The following is an 18,896-nucleotide window of genomic DNA, read 5'->3' on the forward strand; positions in this document are numbered from 1 at the left end:
CCATGCCGTACGCGCGTGCCCGGGGTGCTTGCGCGACGCGGAACTTAGCGATCGTTCAGTTGGGGCTCTACACTCGATGCCAGTCGAGGACTCACGGAGGACCCCCGCGCATGAACGCCGACGAGATCGCTGCCGGTCGGGCCCGCTGGCAGGCCCGGTACGACGCCTCCCGCAAGCGGGACGCCGACTTCACCACCCTGTCCGGCATGACTGTCGACCCGGTGTACGGCCCACCGGAGGGCGTGGCCCACCCCGGCTTCGACCGGATCGGGTGGCCGGGGGAGTACCCGTACACCCGGGGGTTGCATCCGACCGGCTACCGGGGGCGGACCTGGACGATCAGGCAGTTCGCGGGCTTCGGCAACGCCCGGCAGACCAACGAGCGGTACAAGATGATCCTCGGCGCGGGAGGCGGCGGGCTCTCTGTCGCCTTCGACATGCCGACCCTGATGGGCCGGGACTCCGACGATCCGCAGGCGCTCGGCGAGGTCGGACACTGCGGGGTGGCAGTGGACTCGGCGGCCGACATGGAGGTGCTCTTCGACGGCATCGACCTGGCCCGGGTGACCACCTCGATGACGATCTCCGGTCCGGCCGTGCCGGTCTTCTGCATGTACCTGGTCGCCGCCGAGCGGCAGGGCGCCGACCCGGCCCGGCTCGACGGCACCCTGCAGACCGACATCTTCAAGGAGTACATCGCGCAGAAGGAGTGGCTCTTCGAGCCGGAACCCCACCTGCGTCTGATCGGCGACCTGATGGAGTACTGCGCCCGGGAGATCCCCCGGTACAAGCCGCTGTCGGTGTCGGGCTACCACATCCGGGAGGCCGGCTCCACCGCCGCGCAGGAGCTGGCCTACACCCTGGCCGACGGGTTCGGCTACGTCGAACTGGGGTTGTCCCGGGGGCTGGACGTGAACGTCTTCGCCCCCGGCCTCAGTTTCTTCTTCGACTCGCACGTCGACTTCTTCGAGGAGATCGCCAAGTTCCGGGCCGCCCGCCGGATCTGGGCCCGGTGGCTGCGCGAGGTGTACGGCGCCACCAGCGAGAAGGCGCTCTGGCTGCGGTTCCACACCCAGACCGCCGGGGTGTCACTGACCGCCCAACAGCCGGTCAACAACGTCGTACGCACCGCCGTGGAGGCCCTGGCCGCGGTGCTCGGCGGCACGAACTCGCTGCACACCAACGCCCTGGACGAGACGCTGGCCCTGCCGACCGACGAATCCGCCGAGATCGCCCTGCGGACCCAGCAGGTGCTGATGGAGGAGACCGGGGTGACGAACGTGGCAGACCCCCTCGGCGGTGCCTGGTACGTCGAGGCGCTCACCGACCGGATCGAGGCCGAGGCGGAGGAGATCTTCGCCCGGATCCGGCAGCTCGGCGGGGACGGTACGCACCGGATCGGTCCGATGACCTCCGGCATCCTGCGGGGCATCGAGGACGGGTGGTTCACCGGCCAGATCGCCGAGTCGGCCTTCACCTACCAGCAGGCGCTGGAGAAGGGCGACAAGAGGATCGTCGGGGTCAACTGTCACACCGCCACCGTCGCCAAGGACCTGGAGATCCTACGGATCTCGCACGAGGTGGAGGCGGCGCAGCGCCGGGAGTTGGCCGAGCGCAAGACCGCCCGGGACTCCGCCGCGGTCCGGGCCGCCCTCGAACGGATGGTGGCGGCGGGGCGGACGGAGGCGAACATGATCCCGGCGATGCTGGACGCGGTCCGGGCCGAGGCCACCCTCGGCGAGATCTGTGACGCGTTGCGGGGCGAATGGGGTGTCTACCGTGAACCCGCCCGCTTCTGACCCCGCCGGTCGGCGGGGTGGTGAGCAGCGGCGGGGGAGGCGACTGTCGGCGTCGCGGCTGATCCGTGTTCCGGCGCGTACGTGCGAGACTAGATAACCATGAGCGACCCACGGATCACCTCGTCGATCTTCACCCGCGGCGCGGTCGACCTCAGCGCGCTGCGCACCCCCGCACCGGCCCCTGCCCGTCCCGCCACCCCGTCCCCGACCGGCCCGACGCCCACCGGCGCACCGACCGGATCCGACGGCGGCGTCACAGTGATCGACGTGACCGAGGCGACCTTCCAGTCCGAGGTCCTCGAACGCTCGTTGACCACACCGGTGGTGGTCGACTTCTGGGCGGAGTGGTGTCAGCCGTGCAAGCAGCTCTCCCCGGTGTTGGAGAAGCTGGCCGCCGAGGGCGGTGGGGCCTGGGTGCTCGCCAAGGTCGACGTCGACGCCAACCCCCGGCTCGCCCAGATGTTCCGGGTGCAGGGCATCCCGATGGTCTACGCGGTGGTCGGCGGGCAGCCGGTCGACGCCTTCTCCGGGGTGGTTCCGGAGGCACAGCTGCGGCAGTGGATCCAGGCGGTCCTCACCGCCGGTGGGGTCACCGCCGAACAGCCGGGCGACCCCCGGCTCGACGAGGCCGACGACGCCCTGATGCTCGGCGACCTGGACGCCGCCGAGACGGCGTACCGCAAGATCCTCGCCGAGGCGCCGACGGACGCCGCCGCCGAGGCGGGCCTGGCCCAGGTCGGGCTGGCCCGTCGGGTCGCCGGTACGGACCCGTCGGCGGCGCTCGCCGCCGCGGCGGCCGACCCGGACGCCGTGGACGCCCACCTGACCGCCGCCGACGTCGAGGTGCTCAGTGGGCAGGCCGAGGCCGCCTACGCCCGCCTGGTCGCCCTGGTCCGGCGGACCGCCGGTGAGGACCGGGAGCGGGTGCGCCAACACCTGGTGTCGCTGTTCAGCGTCGCCGGCCCGGACGATCCGGCGGTCGCCTCGGCCCGGCGGGCCCTGGCCAGCGCCCTGTTCTGAGTACGGTCCGGTCGTCGCGCACAGGATCGTCGTAGCGCGGGCCGGCGCCGCCGGCCCGCCTTCCGCAACGGGGACGGGAGGACGTAAGCCATGAGACGTCGGATCGCCGTCCTCGACGCGCCGACCAACCTCGGCCTGCGTCCGCCCACCTTCTCGTCGGTGCCCGGTTGCGGAAAGGCACCCGGGGCGCTGCGCGACCACGACCTGATCGCCCGGCTGGGTGCTCGGGACGCCGGTTGCCTCACCCCACCCCGGTACGATCCGGGCGACTGGCGGCCCGGCGACGGGGTGTGTCACGCCCGGGAGATCGCCGGGTACTCCACAGCCCTGGCCGGCCGGATCGGTTCGATCATCGACCGGGGGGAGTTCCCGCTGGTCCTCGGCGGGGACTGCTCGGTGCTGATCGGTTCGGCGCTGGCCATGCACCGGTTGGGTGAGTCCGTCGGGGGGCGGGTCGGCCTGGTCTTCGTGGACGGTCACTCCGACTTCCGGCATCCCGGCAACGCCTCCTACGTGGGTGCGGCGGCCGGGGAGGACCTCGCCCTGGTCACCGGGCGGGGGCAGGCCGACCTGGCGGCCATCGAGGGGCGTCGGCCGTACTTCCGCGACATCGACGTGGTGGTCCTCGGCACCCGACCCCAGGACGAGTACCGCCTCGACCTGCAGGCTGCCGGCATCGTCAACCGGCCCGTGCCGGAGCTGCGGGTCGAGGGGGCGGCCCGGACCGCCCAGTGGGCGCACGAGCAGCTGACCGACTGCGCCGGGTACTGGGTGCACATCGACGTGGACGTCCTCGACCCGGCGGTGATGCCGGCCGTCGACGCCCCCGAACCGGGCGGCATCGCCTTCACCGAGCTGGAGATCCTCCTTGCCGGTCTGGTGGACACCCCGCACTGCCTCGGTGTGGAGCTGACAGTCTTCGACCCCGACTACGACCCGGACGGTGGGTACGCCGCCGAGATCGTCGACGCCGTGGTCGCCGGCCTCTCCCCGGTGTCCACCCTGGACGTCGCCCCGCCGGGCGTAGCCGATCCGGAGCGGGAACCGACCCCGGGACCGGAGCCGGTGGTGCCCCGGCAACCACCCTCCCCGGACACCGACACCGACACCGACACCGACGACCGCCCGGAGCCGGTGGCGGGGGAGGCCCGACCCTGAACCGCCGGACCCGTCCCGGGACCGGTGGTGGTCACCGGGGGAGGGCGCGCAGGAAACGTCCGGCGGCAGGTACGGCGCTGTCGCCGCTGGACCCGCCCTGCTCGACGAAGACGGCGAAGGCGACGTCGCCCTGCCAGCCGACGAACCAGGAGTGGGTGTTGGCCGGGTCGTCGTCGTACTCGGCGGTGCCGGTCTTGCCGTGCACCGGGCCGCCGGGCACCTCGGAGAGCGCCTTGGCGGTGCCGACCGTCACCACCTGCCGCATCATCGTCCGCAACGGCTCGACCGACTCGGCCCGCAGCTGCGGGCCGGGGGCGGCCGGCTGCGCCGGAGCGGGATCGGTCACCAGCTTCGGCTGCTCCCACCGCCCACGGGCCACCGCCGCCGTTGCCGCCGCCATGGCCATCGGGCTGACCACTGTCGTGCCCTGACCGAAGGCGGCGGCGGCCTGCTCCGGCGCGGAGCCGCCGGTGGAGACCTTGCCGGTGAACACGTCGGTGCCCAGGTCCCAGCTGCCCTCCAGGCCGAGGGTCCGGCCGGTCTCGGCGAGGCCGTCCGGGCCGAGCTGCGGGGCGAGGGCGGCGAAGGAGGTGTTGCAGGACCGGGCGAAGTGGGTGCGGAACGGGACCGAGCCCAGGTCGAAGTCGTCGGCGTTGGAGAAGGAACGGCCGTCGACGGTGAACGTCTTCGGACAGTCCACCCGACCGTCGAGGGTGACAGCGCCCTTGTCGAGCAGGCCGAGCGTACTGACCACCTTGAACGTGGAGCCGGGTGGGACCTGTGCGGAGAGGGCGAGGTTCTCCCCGGCCGCCCCGGGGCCGTTGGCCACCGCCAGCACCGCGCCGTCGCTGATCCGTACCGCCACCAGCGCCGCCCGGCGTTTCTCGGCGCGCAGCGCCCCGTCGGCGGCGTTCTGGGTCCGTACGTCGATGGTGGTCCGCAGGGGTTGCCCCGGCTGCGGTTCCGCGGTGAACAGGGGCTCCTCGGCGGTCACCTCGGTCCCGTCGGGTCGGGTCTGCCGGACCACCACCGAAGCTCCGGGCACGCCGCGCAGCCGCTCGTCGTACCGGCTCTGGAGCCCACCGTGGCCCACCAGGTCACCTCGGGCGTACCGGTCGGGATGGGCCTGGAGGTCCTCGGCGGTCGCCGGGTCGACGGTGCCCAGCAGCGCCCGGGCGAACTCCCGGGTCGGGGCCAGGTCGAGGTCCTCGGTGCGGAACTTCGTGCCGGGCAGGTCGCGGATCCGGGCCCGGATCTGGTCGTAGGCGTCCCGGCGGAGGGTGAGCACCTCGACGAAACCCTCCGGATCGGCCCCGGAGAGGCGTTCGGGCAGGTCGGAGAGGTCGACCGCCGGGGTGATCGGCGGTTTGACAGCCTGGAACGCGGCAGTCAGGTCCCGGGTGAGTCGGGTGGCGTCGGTGACCTCGCTCGGCTGCACACCGATCCGGACCACCGGTCGGGGGGTGACGATCGGTTCACCGGCACCGTCCAGGACCGCCGACCGGGTGGGCCGTTCCCGCCGCAGCGCCAGCCGGTCACCCTTGGTGAGCTGTTCGTGCATCACCTTCGGCTCCCAGATCACCTGCCAGCCGTCGTCGGTGCCACGGCGTAGCCGGACCTCGCGGTCGTAGCCCCACCGGATGTCGCCGGGGAGGGTCCACTCGACCCGGACCCCGGCGGTGGCGAGATCCTGGGTGACCGTCGGATCGCCGGTCCGGCGCAGCTCGGGCGGGGTCTTGGCCAACTCCCCGGAGAGCTGTTGGATCTCGGCGGACACCTCCTCGGCCCGGATCCGGGCCCCCGTGGGGTCGATGAACCCGAGCTCGTGGAGGTCGCCGGAGCGCCATCCGGCGAGAAAGGCGTCCACGCTCCGTTCCGGCCCGTCACTGTCCGAACACCCGACCAGCGCCCCGCCGGCCATCAACGCGGCGGCGAACGCGGCGACGCGTCGGCGGACCCGACGACGGGGGGACAGGTGTACGCGCGCCATTGGCAGCTCCCTGGGGTCGCGGTCGCCCCGCCACGTTAGTACGACCCGACCAGCTCCCACCGGCCCGTCTGTCCTGCGGCCCGGCGAAGTGAGCACGAGACCGGTGTGATGAAAATCCCGCGACTGGGTATCCACCAGCCGTTCGCCCAGCTACCCACCAGGGGTGAAAGGACTTCAACCCCGATCCAGACGTCCGGCAGGTGGTCCACCGAGCAGCTCAGAGATCGGCGGGCCTAGGCTGGGCGGGAGAGTGACCCACAACGCGGTGGGTTGAGGGGAGTGCACCAATGGACCGGCGTCCGGCGATCAAACCGGGTCCCGACTTCCGGCTGGTTGACACCGGCCGAGGCGACGACAGCTTCGACACCGCGACCGACACCGACGGCGACGGCCGACTCGACACCGGAGTGACCGGGATGACCGGTTCGAGTGTCGACACGCTGTACGACCTCGGGTTACCCCCGGAGGCCCTGGCCGACGACGTGGAGGACGCCGAGCTCGACGAGCCGGTACCCAACGCGGAGCGGCTCGTGGCCCAGGCGGTGGCCCTGGCCGGGGAGGACCACGACGCGGCCACCCTGGTCAGTCGGTTCTGGCGGTTCGCACCGGACGAGGAGCTGATCGGCTTCACCCCGGAGGAGATGCTCGACGCGGCCCGGGCCCACCGGGACCTCGCCGAACAGCGGGTCCCCGGCGAGCTGCGGCTGCGCATCCACGCCCCCGCCGACGACCAGCACCACACGGTCATCGAGATCGTCACCGACGACATGCCGTTCCTTGTCGACTCGGTGACCGCGCTGCTCAATTCCCACCATCTCGACGTACACATGCTGGTCCACCCGCTGGTGGTGGTCCGGCGGGAACCCCTGGGTCGGCTCACCGAGGTCTCCGCCGACGTGGAACCCGACGACGCGATCGCCGGGGACCTGGTGGAGAGCTGGATGCGGATCGAGGTCGACCCGATCCGTGACAGCCGCCAGCGTGACCGGCTGCGCGGCGAGTTGCAGCGGGTCCTCACCGACGTGCGGGAAGCGGTGGAGGACTGGCCGAAGATGCGTCAGCGGGCCATGGCCCTCGCCGACGACCTCGCCTCGGCCCGGACCTCGGAGAACCGCCCTCCGGTGCCGGAGAAGGACATCACCGACTCGGTGGAGCTGCTCCGCTGGCTCGCCAACGACCACTTCACCTTCCTCGGTTACCGCGAGTACCGGCTGGTGGACGCCCCGTCCGACGGCCCGGAGGGAGCTACCGGCGGCAAGGCGCTGGAAGCGGTCCTCGGCACCGGGCTGGGCATCCTCCGTCAGGACGCCCCGGAGGCGCGGGCGCTGGCCTCGATGACCCCCGAGGCGCACGAGAAGGTGCTGGAGAAGCGCCTGCTGATCATCACCAAGGCGAACTCGCGGGCCACCGTGCACCGCTCGGCGTACCTGGACTACGTCGGATTCAAGATTTTCGACGCCGACGGTCAGGTGGTCGGGGAGCGTCGGTTCCTCGGGCTCTTCTCCACCGCCGCGTACCGGACCAGCGTCCGGGAGCTGCCTGTGGTCCGCCGTAAGGTCGCCGAGGTGCTGGACCGTTCCGGTCTGAGCCAGCGCAGCCACTCCGGCAAGGACCTGCTCCAGATCCTGGAGACCTACCCGCGCGACGAGTTGTTCCAGATCAAGACCGAGGACCTGTACCACGCGGTGATCGGCGTCCTGCGGATGGCCGGTCGTCGGCAGCTGCGGGTCTTCCTGCGCCGCGACGCGTACGGGCGGTTCATCTCCTGCCTGATCTACCTGCCCCGGGACCGGTTCACCACCCAGAACCGGCTGCGGATGCAGGACATCCTGCTGCGGGAGCTCAACGGACTCGGGGTGGACTACACCACCCGGGTGACCGAGTCGATGCTGGCCCGGGTGCACTTCATCGTCCGTACCGACCCGCACAACCCGCTCGGCGCGATCGACGCCGACCTGCTGGCCGAGGAGCTGGCCGACGCCACCCGACTCTGGGACGACGACTACCGGCTGGTCCTGGAGCGCAAGCTCGGCGACGAGCAGGCAAAACACCTGTTCAACAGGTACGCCGACGCGTTCCCTGAGGGGTACAAGGACGGGCACACGCCGTACGAGGCGATGAAGGACCTGGCCAAGCTGGAGCTGCTTGAGGAGCCCGGCCAGCTGGAGATGCACCTGTTCCGCAAGCAGTTCGCCGCCCGACCGGGGCAGCGCGGTGCGGACGTCGACGAGACGCTCAACGTCCGGTTCAAGGTCTACCGGTACGGCGAGCCGATGATGCTCTCGGCAGTCCTGCCGGTGCTGCACTCCCTCGGCGTGAAGGTGATCGACGAGCACCCGTACGAGGTGGACCGGATCGACGGCCGGATCTGGCTGTACGACTTCGGGTTGCACCTGCCCGAGGGGCACCAGGAGCTGGCCGAGGTACGCCCGCACGTGGAGAACGCCTTCGCCGCCGCCTGGCGGGGGGAGGCGGAGGTCGACGGCTTCAACGAGCTGGTGCTGCGGGCCGGGCTGACCTGGCGTCAGGTCGTGGTGCTGCGCGCCTACGCGAAGTACCTGCGTCAGGCGGGGACGGTCTTCTCCCAGGACTACGTGGAGTCGACCTTCACCGCGAACCCGTCGATCGCCGCACTGCTGGTGGAGCTCTTCGAGGTCCGGTTCGACCCGGAGGCGGAGCTGGAGGCCACCGACCGGGAGACCCGCAGCCGGGAGCTGACCGAGGCGATCGGCGAGGCGTTGGACGAGGTGGCCAGCCTCGACCAGGACCGGATCCTGCGGTCGTACCTGACGATGATCCAGGCCACCCTGCGGACCAGCTTCTACCAGAAGCGGGCCGACGGGCGACCCAAGTCGTACGTGGCCTTCAAGCTGGACCCGCAGGCCATCCCGGACCTGCCGGCCCCCCGTCCCAAGTTCGAGATCTTCGTCTACTCGCCCCGCTTCGAGGGGGTGCACCTGCGGTTCGGCCCGGTGGCCCGGGGCGGGTTGCGCTGGTCCGACCGGCGGGAGGACTTCCGGACCGAGGTGCTGGGTCTGGTCAAGGCGCAGATGGTGAAGAACGCCGTGATCGTCCCGGTCGGTGCCAAGGGTGGCTTCGTCCTCAAGCAGAAGCCGGGCGACCGGGACGAGGCGGTTGTCTGCTACAAGGCCTTCATCTCCGCCCTGCTCGACGTCACTGACAACATCGTCAGCGGGGACATCGTCCCCCCGGACGACGTGGTCCGGCACGACGGGGACGACCCGTACATGGTGGTGGCGGCGGACAAGGGGACAGCCACCTTCTCCGACATCGCCAACGAGATCTCCGCCGGGCACGATTTCTGGCTGGGTGACGCGTTCGCCTCCGGCGGGTCCGCCGGGTACGACCACAAGAAGATGGGCATCACCGCCAGGGGCGCCTGGGAGTCGGTCAAACGGCACTTCCGGGAGCTGGGTCACGACACCCAGAAGCAGGACTTCACAGTGGTCGGCGTCGGCGACATGTCCGGTGACGTGTTCGGCAACGGGATGCTGCTGTCCGAGCACATCCGGCTGGTGGCCGCCTTCGACCACCGGCACCTCTTCATCGACCCGGACCCGGACGCGGCCACCTCGTACGCCGAGCGCAAGCGGCTGTTCGACCTGCCCCGTTCCTCGTGGGAGGAGTACGACAGGGACCTCATCTCCGCCGGTGGGGGCGTGTACTCGCGTACCGCCAAGTCGATCCCGATCACGCCGCAGGCCCGGGGGGCGCTCGGGTTGTCCGACGACGTCACCCAGCTCAGCCCGCAGGACCTGATGAAGGTGATCCTCACCGCCCCGGTGGACCTGTTCTGGAACGGCGGTATCGGCACCTACGTCAAGTCCTCCGGCGAGACCAACGCCGAGGTGGGGGACAAGTCCAACGACGCGATCCGGGTGGACGGCAAGAGCCTGCGTTGCCGGGTGGTCGGCGAGGGCGGAAACCTGGGCTTCACCCAGCACGGCCGGATCGAGTACGCCCTCTCCGGCGGCCGGATCTACACCGACTTCATCGACAACGCGGCCGGGGTGGACTGCTCCGACCACGAGGTGAACATCAAGATCCTGCTGAACACGGCGGTCGCCGACGGCGAACTGGACGTCCCGGAGCGCGACGAGTTGCTCGCCGAGATGACCGACGAGGTCGCCGAGCTGGTGCTGCGGGACAACTACGACCAGGCGCGGGCGATCAACAACTCGCAGGCGCAGGCCGGTCCGCTGTTGCCTGTGCACCGCCGGATGATCAGCGAGCTGGAGCGTTCCGGTGGGCTCAACCGGGCCCTGGAGGGGCTGCCCTCGGACGAGGAGTTGGCGGTCCGGGCCGAGACCGGGCTGACCGCGCCGGAGTTCGCAGTCGTGCTGGCGTACGTCAAGATCGCGCTGGAGCGGGAGATCCTCACCGAGGGGATCGCGGACGAGGAGTGGACGACCGACGTCCTGGTCAACTACTTCCCGACGCCGATGCGCAAGCGGTTCGCCGACCGGATGGGCCGGCACCGGCTGCGCCGGGACATCGTGACCACGGTGTTGGTCAACGAGGCGATCAACAGGGGAGGCATCTCCTTCGTCTACCGGGTGGTCGAGGAGACGGCCGCCTCGGCGGCGGACGTGATCCGGGCGTACGTGGTGGTCCGCGAGGTGTTCGGGCTGCGCCGGCTCTGGGACGAGGTCGAGGCGCTGGACAACCGGATCGACCCGGAGTTGCAGACCAGCGTCTACCTGGACACCCGGCGACTGCTGGACCGGGCGGTCCGGTGGCTGGTGACCAACCGGCGTTCGCCGCTGGACGTCCCGGCGGAGATCGACCGGCTGCGGGCCGGGGTGGCCCAACTGCTGCCTCGGATGGAGACGCTCTTCTACGGCGACGAGCGGGAGTCGATCGCCGCGAAGATCGACGATTCGACCCGCAAGGGGCTGCCACGGGAGCTGGCCGAGCAGGCCACCCGGATGATGTACAGCTTCGGCCTGCTGGACGTGGTGGAGACCGCCACCGAGACCGGCAAGGACGTGGGCGAGGTGGCCTCTGTCTACTTCGTCCTCTCCGACCGGTTCCGGGTGGACACCCTGCTGTCGAAGATCTCCCTGCTGCCCAGGGAGGACCGGTGGCAGACCCTGGCCCGGATGGCGCTGCGGTACGACCTGTACGCCGCGCTGGCCGCGCTCACCGCCGAGGTGCTCGGCTCCACCCCGGAGAGCCTCCCGCCGCACGAGCGGGTGCTCCAGTGGGAGCAGTCGAACGCCACCTCCATCCACCGGGCGCAGCGGGCGATGGGGGAGTTCGACGAGTCCCGGTCGGATCTGGCAGCCCTGTCGGTGCTGCTGCGGCAGATCCGTACCCTGGTGCGGACCTCCTCGGCCGCCTGACGGACCGGTCCCGGCGCGGTCGTCACGACCGCGCCGGGACCGTCGTACCCGCCGGTCACCGGGCGGGGCTGGCGAAGACGACGGTGTTCTCGAGGTAGGACTGCGCCTTCTGGTCGAACTCCCCGCCGCAGGTGACCAGCCGCAGGCCGGGCCGGTCGTTGGGGCCGTACACCAGGTCGGTGGGGAAGGTCGCCTTCGGGTACGACCGCACCTCGTCGACCGTGAACACGACGGTGCGACCGTCCTGCCGGCCGACCTCGATGGTGCTGCCCGGTTGCAGGGCGCCGAGTTCCCAGAAGACGGCCGGACCATCCCGGTTGTCCACGTGACCGATGATCACCGCGTTGCCGGCCTCACCCGGGCTGGCCCCCTTGGCGTACCAGCCGGTGAGGTGGGACTGCTCCAGGGGCGGGGTCTGGACGGTGCCGTCCGGGTTCGTTCCGAGCTGCATCACCTGGGCCTGCACCCCGATCTGGCGGATCGACACGGTGGTCGGCTGGGACCGGGGCAGGGCGGGTGCCCCACCCTGGTCCGCCTCCTGTCCGGCGGGCAGGTCCGGGTCGACGTACGCGGTCCGTCCGCTGTCCGGCCGTGGTGGCCGGGGGTCGGCGTCGGGACTGGTCGCCACGCCCAGCAGCGCCGCACCGGCCATGGCGACGGCGAGGAGGACGGCCGCGCCGGCGGCGCGCCACGGGGTTCCGTGACGGCCGCCGGCCCGGATCATCCTCACGTCAGACCAGGGACTCATCGGTCCGACGCCGGCGCATCAACACGATGCCCCCGAGCGCCGCGGCGCCCAGCATCCCGGCTCCGCCGGCGGCCATGCCCGTGTCGGTTCCGGTGCTGCCGGCACCGGCCTCGACGCCGCCCCGCGGCAGGACCACGAGCTTGCCCTCGCCGCACGACCCCTTCAGGTCGTACGCACCCGGCTCGGCGTCCCACGGGATCTTGACCTCGGCGAAGTACACGAACTCACGCTCGTACGAGCGCTCGTCCGACTCCTCGCCCTTGTGGCCGCCCCGGTTGCCCTCGTCCTCGCGGGCCTCGTGCTTGTTGCCCTCGTTCTCGTTGCCCTCGTGCTTGTTGCCCTCTTCGTTGCGGGCGTCGTCCTTCTTGCCCTCGTCGTGCTGACCGCGGGCCTCGTCGCCCTTGCCCTCGTCCTTCTTGCCTTCGTCCTTCTTGGCCTCGTCGGCGTTCTGCTCGTTGCGAGCCTCGTCCTTCTTGGCCTCGTCCTTCTTGCCTTCGTCCTTCTTGGCGTCGTCGGCGGCGCCGCCGCCCCAGCCGCCGGACTTGGCCTCGTCCTGGCTGCTCTCCTCCCAGGAACCCTTGTCCTCCCAGGGCCGCTCGTTCTCGCCGCCCTGCTCCTCGGACCGGCCGTTCTCGCCGTCCTTCTCACCGTTGCGGCCTTCGTGCTGGCCCTTTTCGCCGTCGCGGCCTTCGTGCTGGCCCTTTTCGCCGTCGCGGCTGTCGTGCTCGCCCTTCTCGGCGTCGCGGCCTTCGTGCTGGCCCTTTTCGCCGTCGCGGCTGTCGTGCTCGCCCTTCTCGGCGTCGCGGCTGTCGCGTTCGCCCTTCTCGCCGTCGCGGCTGTCCTCGTCGCGCTGGTTACCGTGCCAGTTGCCCCGGTCCCCGCGGTCCTGCTGCTCGGCCTTGTGGAGCTTGACCTTGCCGGTCACCTTCGACCAGACGAAGGCCTCCTCCTGCGCCGTCGGGCAGACCTCGACGAGCTTGACCTTGTGCCCGGCCTTGACGACCTCGGGCTCGGCCAGCACGTAACCCTTCTTGTGGTGCTCGGCGTCCGGCTTGCCACCGTCGGCGAAAGCGGTGGCCGGCGCGAACACCAGCAGCGACGCGCCACCAAGAGCGGCACCCGCGACAACCTTCCCGAGCATCTTGTTAGCCATGACCTGAGTCACTCCATCCCATTTCGTCCTGAACCCGGCGACAGCCGAGCTACGACAGACGTTAGACCGATTCGCGAGTTATAAGAGGAAAAATTCGCGTTTTAATACCTCCTGGGTGACCGACCTCGTTCGACCCCGAGCGCTGCCTGCCGACGGGTACCTCCCCGTACGCGGCGTGCCGATCGGACCCTGCCCCTTTCGTGGTCCGCCGGTGGAGGCGTGCCCGTACGCGGCCCGCCGGTGGGGGCGTCCCGCTTCGCGATCGGCCGGTGGGAGCGTCCCCCGACGACGCCTCCGGGGTGATCGCCCTCGATCACCCCGGAGGCGTCCGGATACTCCCTGTCGGCCGGGATGTCAGTGCTCGTGCGGTGGGGTCAGCGGAAGCAGGACTGGACCGGTGCCGGGCTCCCCTGGCAGTTGGTGGGCCGGTTCTCGGTGATCCCGGTCTTGTCGTCGACGTTGACCCGCAGCTGACGGCCGAACACCCCGCTCGGGGCGTGCACCGAGCGGTTCTCGGTGACCCGGCTGCCGAAGAGGCTGAGCTGCCCGCCGGTGGCGTGGATGCCGCCGCCGGTCGAGCGCGCCCCGACGGCGCCGTTGCCGGTCAGCTCGCTGTGGCGGACCGGGACGTTCGACCTGTCGACGAACAACCCGCCGCCGTTGCCGTGCGCGGTGTTGGCCCGGACGATGCTCTGGTCGAGGGTGGCCAGGCCCCGGGACGTCCAGATGCCGCCGCCGTCGCCGGTCGCCACGTTCTCCTTGACCTGGAGTCCGCGCAGGGCGACGGTGGCGTCCCCGTTGGCGATGCCACCGCCGACCCGCGCGGTGTTCCCGACCACCTCGGTGTCCCACACCCGGGTCCGGGCCGAGAAGCTCGCCATGCCTCCGCCCTGGTCGGCGTGGTTCTGCTCGAAGCTGCTGCCACTGACGTCGGCGGCCCCCCGGAAGTTGGCGAACCCGCCGCCGAGCGACTTGGCGCTGTTGCGGGTGAACGTCGACCCGGTCATGGTCAGGACGCCGCCGTTGAGAATGCCGCCACCCCGGCCGGTACGGGCGGTGGCTGCGTTGTCGGTGAAGGTGCTGTCGACGACCCGGAGGTTGCCGTCGTTGAAGACCGCTCCGCCCCCGCCGGTCGCGGACAACGAGATGCTCTGGGCGATCGTGACCCCCTCCAACACCGCGTTGCCGCCGTGTACGACGTGCACACTGCCGCCCTCGGCGACCGAACGCCCGTTGCGCAGCGTGACGTCGGTCAGTCGCAGGTCGCCACCGTCACGGACGGTGAAGAACCGGAACTCGGCCGCTCGGGAGTCCCGGGTGATGGTGGCGCCCTCGCCCCGGATGGTGATCGGGTGGTAGACCACCGGCAGTCCGGAGCTGTTGTCCCGCCGGACCTGGGCCGGGGGCCGCTCCGGTCGGGCCGGGGCCCCGCCGTTCTCCGCCTGGTCGGCGGCTTCCCGGGCGTCACGGACGCCCCCGTCGAACCGGTCGTCGTCGAAGGCCGCCTCGGTGAGCACGTACGTGCACCGTGGCGCGAGCTGGAGGGTGCCACCGCCCTGGGTGTCGGCGTGCAGGAGGGCGGCGACGAGCTTGGCCGCGTCACAGGGCACCTTCGTCACCTCGCCCGGCCCCCGGGCGTCGGAGTCGGCCTTGCGGTCACCGTCACGGGCTGCGGTGTCCTGACCGAGCATGATCGAGGCGGGGGTGGTGAGGACCGTACCCAGCACACCGGTGCCGCCGCCGGCCAGTGCGACGCCGGCCGTACCGGCGATCAGGCTGCCTGCCACGAGCCCTCCGGCGAGCAGCTGCCGGCGGGTGGTCCGGGCGCGGGACCGGCTGAGCTTCTCGTGGCTGCCTCGGAACGTGGACATCAACTTCCTGCCTTTCGCCGATGACGCGGGCCGTGCCGCAGCGGCACGGAGTGGCTGAGCTTCTCTCGCAGTCACTCCCGCCACCGTACGGGCATAACGGACATTGCGGAGTAATACGAAGAAACTATGCAAATCTTCTTAGCGGGTCCTCCGGAGGGAGATTTGTGACGCGGAGATTTCCCCTGATCGCCGAGGTGGAGGGAATAATTAATCGAGACGTTGCCATGGAAGCGCTCCCATGCAAGAATCGCTGCACGCGGTTCCGGAGCTACACCGCGAAGGCAGATGTCGAGGGCAGGCCGGTGCGCCGGTACGACACTCCGCCGCCGGTCGGTTGCGCCGACCGTGACACCACCACCAAGCCCGTCCGGGTCGGGCACCCCCGAAATCCCGAAGGCGCCGACGGCCGTCCACAACGGATGCCGCCGGGGCCGCACCGCCGGGTCGATAGCGGATCCGGTCTCGCCCAAGGAGATCACTGGCATGAACGTGTGGAGAAGGCTGTCCGGCCAGCGCCGGGCACTCGCGCTGGCCGGCGCGGGGGCCCTGGTCGCAGGCGGACTGGTGACCCTCCCGGTCACCGCGGCGCACGCCGCGACGCAGTGTGACGTGACCTGGACGACGAACGACTGGCAGGGCGGCTTCACCGCCAACGTAACCATCAGGAACATCGGCGACCCGGTCAACGGCTGGACGCTGGGCTGGACGTTCCCCAACAGCAGCCAGCGCGTCCAGCAGGGCTGGTCGGCGGAGATCACCCAGTCCGGCAGTCAGGTGACGGCCCGGAGCCTGTCGTACAACGGTTCGATGGCCACCGGCGCGTCGACGAGCTTCGGCTTCAACGGCTCGTGGAGTGGCAGCAACCCCAAGCCGACCTCGTTCACCCTCAACGGCACCGTCTGCAACGGCGGCACCACGAACCCGACCACCCCGCCGACCACGCCTCCCACCACCCCGCCGACCACGCCCCCCACCACCCCGCCGACCACGCCCCCCACCACCCCGCCGACCACGCCTCCGCCCGGTACCCGGGTGGACAACCCCTACCTCAACGCGAGGGGGTACGTGAACCCGGAGTGGAAGACCAAGGTCGAGTCCGTCGCGGGGGGTGACCGGATCTCCAACACCTCCACCGCAGTCTGGATCGACCGGATCGCGGCGATCGAGGGTACCGACGAGAGCCAGTCCAACGGCCCGATGGGCGTGCGTGACCACCTGGACGAGGCGCTGCGGCAGAACGCCCAGTACATCCAGTTCGTCATCTACAACCTCCCCGGCCGCGACTGCTCCGCCCTCGCCTCCAACGGTGAGCTGAAGGCGGACGAGCTGCCCAAGTACAAGGCCCAGTACATCGACCCGATCAGGGCTATCCAGGCCGACGCGAAGTACAGCGCCCTGCGGATCATCAACATCATCGAGATCGACTCGCTGCCGAACCTGGTGACCAACACCTCCGGCAACCCGGGCGGGACCGTGATGTGCGACACCGTGAAGGCCAACGGTGCCTACGTCAACGGTGTCGGCTACGCACTGGCGCAGCTCGGGTCGATCCCGAACGTCTACAACTACATCGACGCCGCCCACCACGGCTGGATCGGCTGGGACAGCAACTTCACCCCCACCGCCAACATCCTGCGGGACGCCTCCCGCGCCTCCGGGGCCACCGCGGCCCACGTGCAGGGGTTCATCGTGAACACCGCGAACTACTCGGCCCTCCGCGAGCCGTACGTCAAGATCACCGACTCGGTGAACGGGCAGACGGTCCGGCAGGCCAAGTGGATCGACTGGAACCAGTACAACGACGAGCTCTCCTTCGCCCAGGCCTTCCGTAACGAGCTGGTCCGGGTCGGCTTCGACTCCAACATCGGCATGCTGATCGACACCTCCCGCAACGGCTGGGGCGGCACCGCCCGGCCCACCGGTGCCGGCCCGACCACCAGTGTCGACGCCTACGTCGACGGCGGTCGGGTGGACCGGCGGCTCCACTCCGGCAACTGGTGCAACCAGGCGGGTGCGGGCCTCGGCGAGCGGCCGAAGGCCGCCCCCGAGCCGGGCATCGACGCCTACGTCTGGGTGAAGCCCCCGGGTGAGTCGGACGGCTCCAGCCGGGAGATCCCGAACAACGACGGCAAGGGCTTCGACCGGATGTGCGACCCGACCTACACCGGTAACGCCCGCAACGGCAACAGCATGAGCGGTGCCCTGCCGGACGCCCCGATCTCCGGTGCCTGGTTCCCCGCCCAGCTCACCGAGCTGATGCGCAACGCGTACCCGCCGCTGAGCTGAGCTGACGGGTCTGGCCTGCCCGCCGCGTCGGTAGTGAGGCACCGACCGGCAGGTTCCCCCAGGGGCCCCGGTCCGACCGAAACCGGTCGGACCGGGGCCCCGCCCGGCGTGACGGTCCCGCCGGGCCGGTGTGTGACGAACTCGGTCAGGGGACGGTCCGCTCGACCGCCGCGTTGCCGTGCTCGGCCAGGTCCCGCCGGGCCCGGTCCAGGTTCTCCGCCGTGGGATCCTGCCCCCGGGCCGCTACCAGGTCCGCCGGCTCCCACTCCTGCTCACCACCGGTGCGGATGTGCCTCCCACCGGCCCCCGTCCCACCCCCGTACGGGTCGCCGACCAGGTCGTCGGTCTCCGCCGACGCGGCAGGCCGGTCATCGGGGCCGGTGAACCCGGGGTCGTTCCGGTCGGCACCGCCACCGGTCCGCAACTGCGGCACGGTGCTCTCGTCGTCGACCGCGGCGGCGGCCTCGGGAGTCTCCTCCAGCGGTCGGCGGTTCTGGTCCCGGTCGGTCATGACGCTGCCCTCCTACCCTCGTCCGCGACGGGTACCCGGTCCGCCTCCCGACATGCCCACCACGACGACGCACCGCCGGCGACCGCTTCGCGGCTCGCCGGCGGTGCGTCGTCGTACGGGTCAGCGACCGAGCACCCGGTCCAGGAAGTCCCGGTACTGGCGTACCGCGACCCGCAGGTCCTCGGTGTCGGCGGAGTCGGCGTCCTGCCAGCTGCCGAGCTTCTCCTTCTGCGCGGCGAGCGCGGCGGCGAGCGCCTGGATCGCCTCGTCGACCAGGGACTGGGCCTGCCCGGCGGCGGCCTTCGGGTCGTCGACGAAACGCAGTTGCACGTCGCGCCACCGGTCCCGGAAGCCCTGAGCGGTCTCCGGAGCGAAGAGGGTGGCCGCGCCGCCCGGGACGGTCTCGGCATCGCCCTTGGCGGCGTCACCGAGCCCGGTCCTTCCGTCACCGAGCCCGGTCTTCCCGTCGGCGTCCGGGTCGACCATCGTCGGTGCGGGGCGGCCGTAGCCGGCCGCGCCGGTGTCCTCGGTGGCGTCCCGGTCCGGGGTGTTCTCGCCGTCCCGGTCGGCGTGCCGGCCCACCGGACCGCCCTGGTGCAGCCGGTCGGCGGCGGTCGGGTCGGCCCGCTCGTCGTCGAACCTGTCGGTACGTCCCGGCGCGCCGTCTCCGGGGCGGGCGGTCTCCTCGCCGCGCGGGTCACGCTCGTCCTCGCGGCGGTCACCGGCCATCGCCGAGGCGGCCACGGCCCCGCCGACGGTGGTGGCGCCGAAGGTGGTCGGGACCGGGGCCGGCTCGTGGAAGTCCGGGCGGGCGTCCCGCCCGTCGGCGACCGTCGGGTCGTCGAAGGTGCCGCGGTCGTCGAACGCGTCCTCGGGCACGTCGGCACGGGTGCCGGGGCGGCCGTTGCTCGTGGCTTCCTCCGGCACCGGCACCGGCGTGGACCGGACGGCCTCGGGGTGGTCCTGGGTCACCTGCTGCTCGTTCTGACGCATC

11 protein-coding genes are annotated in these 18,896 nt (G+C 71.1%); 5 read left to right on the forward strand and 6 right to left on the reverse strand.

The features are described 5' to 3' along the window. Positions 1-110 precede the first annotated feature (110 nt). From icmA to ABT336_RS03005, 3 genes are all read left to right on the forward strand, one after another. Positions 111-1,799 carry a coenzyme B12-dependent isobutyryl-CoA mutase large subunit gene (icmA, locus tag ABT336_RS02995; RefSeq protein WP_350894796.1) on the forward strand — a complete coding sequence of 563 codons (1,689 nt, stop codon included), beginning with the start codon at positions 111-113 and terminating at the stop codon, positions 1,797-1,799. Between the two features lie 99 nt (positions 1,800-1,898). Beyond that, positions 1,899-2,819, forward strand: a complete 921-nt coding sequence (locus tag ABT336_RS03000; protein WP_350894797.1) for a tetratricopeptide repeat protein — start codon at positions 1,899-1,901, stop codon at positions 2,817-2,819. Positions 2,820-2,909: 90 nt separating this feature from the next. After that, positions 2,910-3,977 carry an arginase family protein gene (locus tag ABT336_RS03005; protein WP_350894799.1) on the forward strand — a complete coding sequence of 356 codons (1,068 nt, stop codon included), beginning with the start codon at positions 2,910-2,912 and terminating at the stop codon, positions 3,975-3,977. Positions 3,978-4,008: 31 nt separating this feature from the next. Here ABT336_RS03005 and ABT336_RS03010 read toward each other — a convergent pair whose 3' ends face one another. After that, positions 4,009-5,967: a penicillin-binding transpeptidase domain-containing protein gene (locus ABT336_RS03010; protein WP_350894800.1), complete on the reverse strand. Its 1,959-nt coding sequence runs from the start codon at positions 5,965-5,967 to the stop codon at positions 4,009-4,011. 287 nt (positions 5,968-6,254) lie between these two features. On the opposite strand from ABT336_RS03010, the gene ABT336_RS03015 reads away from it, so the two are divergent. Then, positions 6,255-11,333 carry an NAD-glutamate dehydrogenase gene (locus ABT336_RS03015; RefSeq protein WP_350894801.1) on the forward strand — a complete coding sequence of 1,693 codons (5,079 nt, stop codon included), beginning with the start codon at positions 6,255-6,257 and terminating at the stop codon, positions 11,331-11,333. A gap of 55 nt (positions 11,334-11,388) precedes the next feature. Here the strand turns inward: ABT336_RS03015 and ABT336_RS03020 are convergent, their stop codons facing one another. From ABT336_RS03020 to ABT336_RS03030, 3 genes are all read right to left on the reverse strand, one after another. Beyond that, positions 11,389-12,063, reverse strand: a complete 675-nt coding sequence (locus ABT336_RS03020; protein ID WP_350894802.1) for a class F sortase — start codon at positions 12,061-12,063, stop codon at positions 11,389-11,391. 1 nt (position 12,064) lies between these two features. Continuing rightward, positions 12,065-13,234: a putative sodium/potassium/calcium exchanger gene (locus ABT336_RS03025; RefSeq protein ID WP_350894803.1), complete on the reverse strand. Its 1,170-nt coding sequence runs from the start codon at positions 13,232-13,234 to the stop codon at positions 12,065-12,067. Between the two features lie 374 nt (positions 13,235-13,608). Further along, positions 13,609-15,105, reverse strand: a complete 1,497-nt coding sequence (locus tag ABT336_RS03030) for a right-handed parallel beta-helix repeat-containing protein (RefSeq protein WP_350894804.1) — start codon at positions 15,103-15,105, stop codon at positions 13,609-13,611. 483 nt (positions 15,106-15,588) lie between these two features. Here ABT336_RS03030 and ABT336_RS03035 point away from each other — a divergent pair, with 483 nt between their 5' ends. Beyond that, positions 15,589-17,391, forward strand: coding sequence for a glycoside hydrolase family 6 protein (locus ABT336_RS03035; protein ID WP_350894805.1), 1,803 nt, complete (start codon positions 15,589-15,591; stop codon positions 17,389-17,391). A 145-nt stretch (positions 17,392-17,536) separates the two neighbouring features. Here the strand turns inward: ABT336_RS03035 and ABT336_RS03040 are convergent, their stop codons facing one another. Together ABT336_RS03040 and ABT336_RS03045 are read right to left on the reverse strand one after the other, a co-directional pair. Beyond that, positions 17,537-17,902, reverse strand: a complete 366-nt coding sequence (locus ABT336_RS03040) for a hypothetical protein (protein WP_350894806.1) — start codon at positions 17,900-17,902, stop codon at positions 17,537-17,539. A 120-nt stretch (positions 17,903-18,022) separates the two neighbouring features. After that, entirely contained in the window at positions 18,023-18,895 is an 873-nt protein-coding gene (locus ABT336_RS03045) for a hypothetical protein (protein WP_350894807.1), read from the reverse strand. Position 18,896 lies beyond the last annotated feature (1 nt).

Origin of the sequence: Micromonospora sp. NPDC000207 (assembly GCF_040300925.1) — a bacterium.
In the GTDB taxonomy this organism is placed as follows: domain Bacteria; phylum Actinomycetota; class Actinomycetes; order Mycobacteriales; family Micromonosporaceae; genus Micromonospora.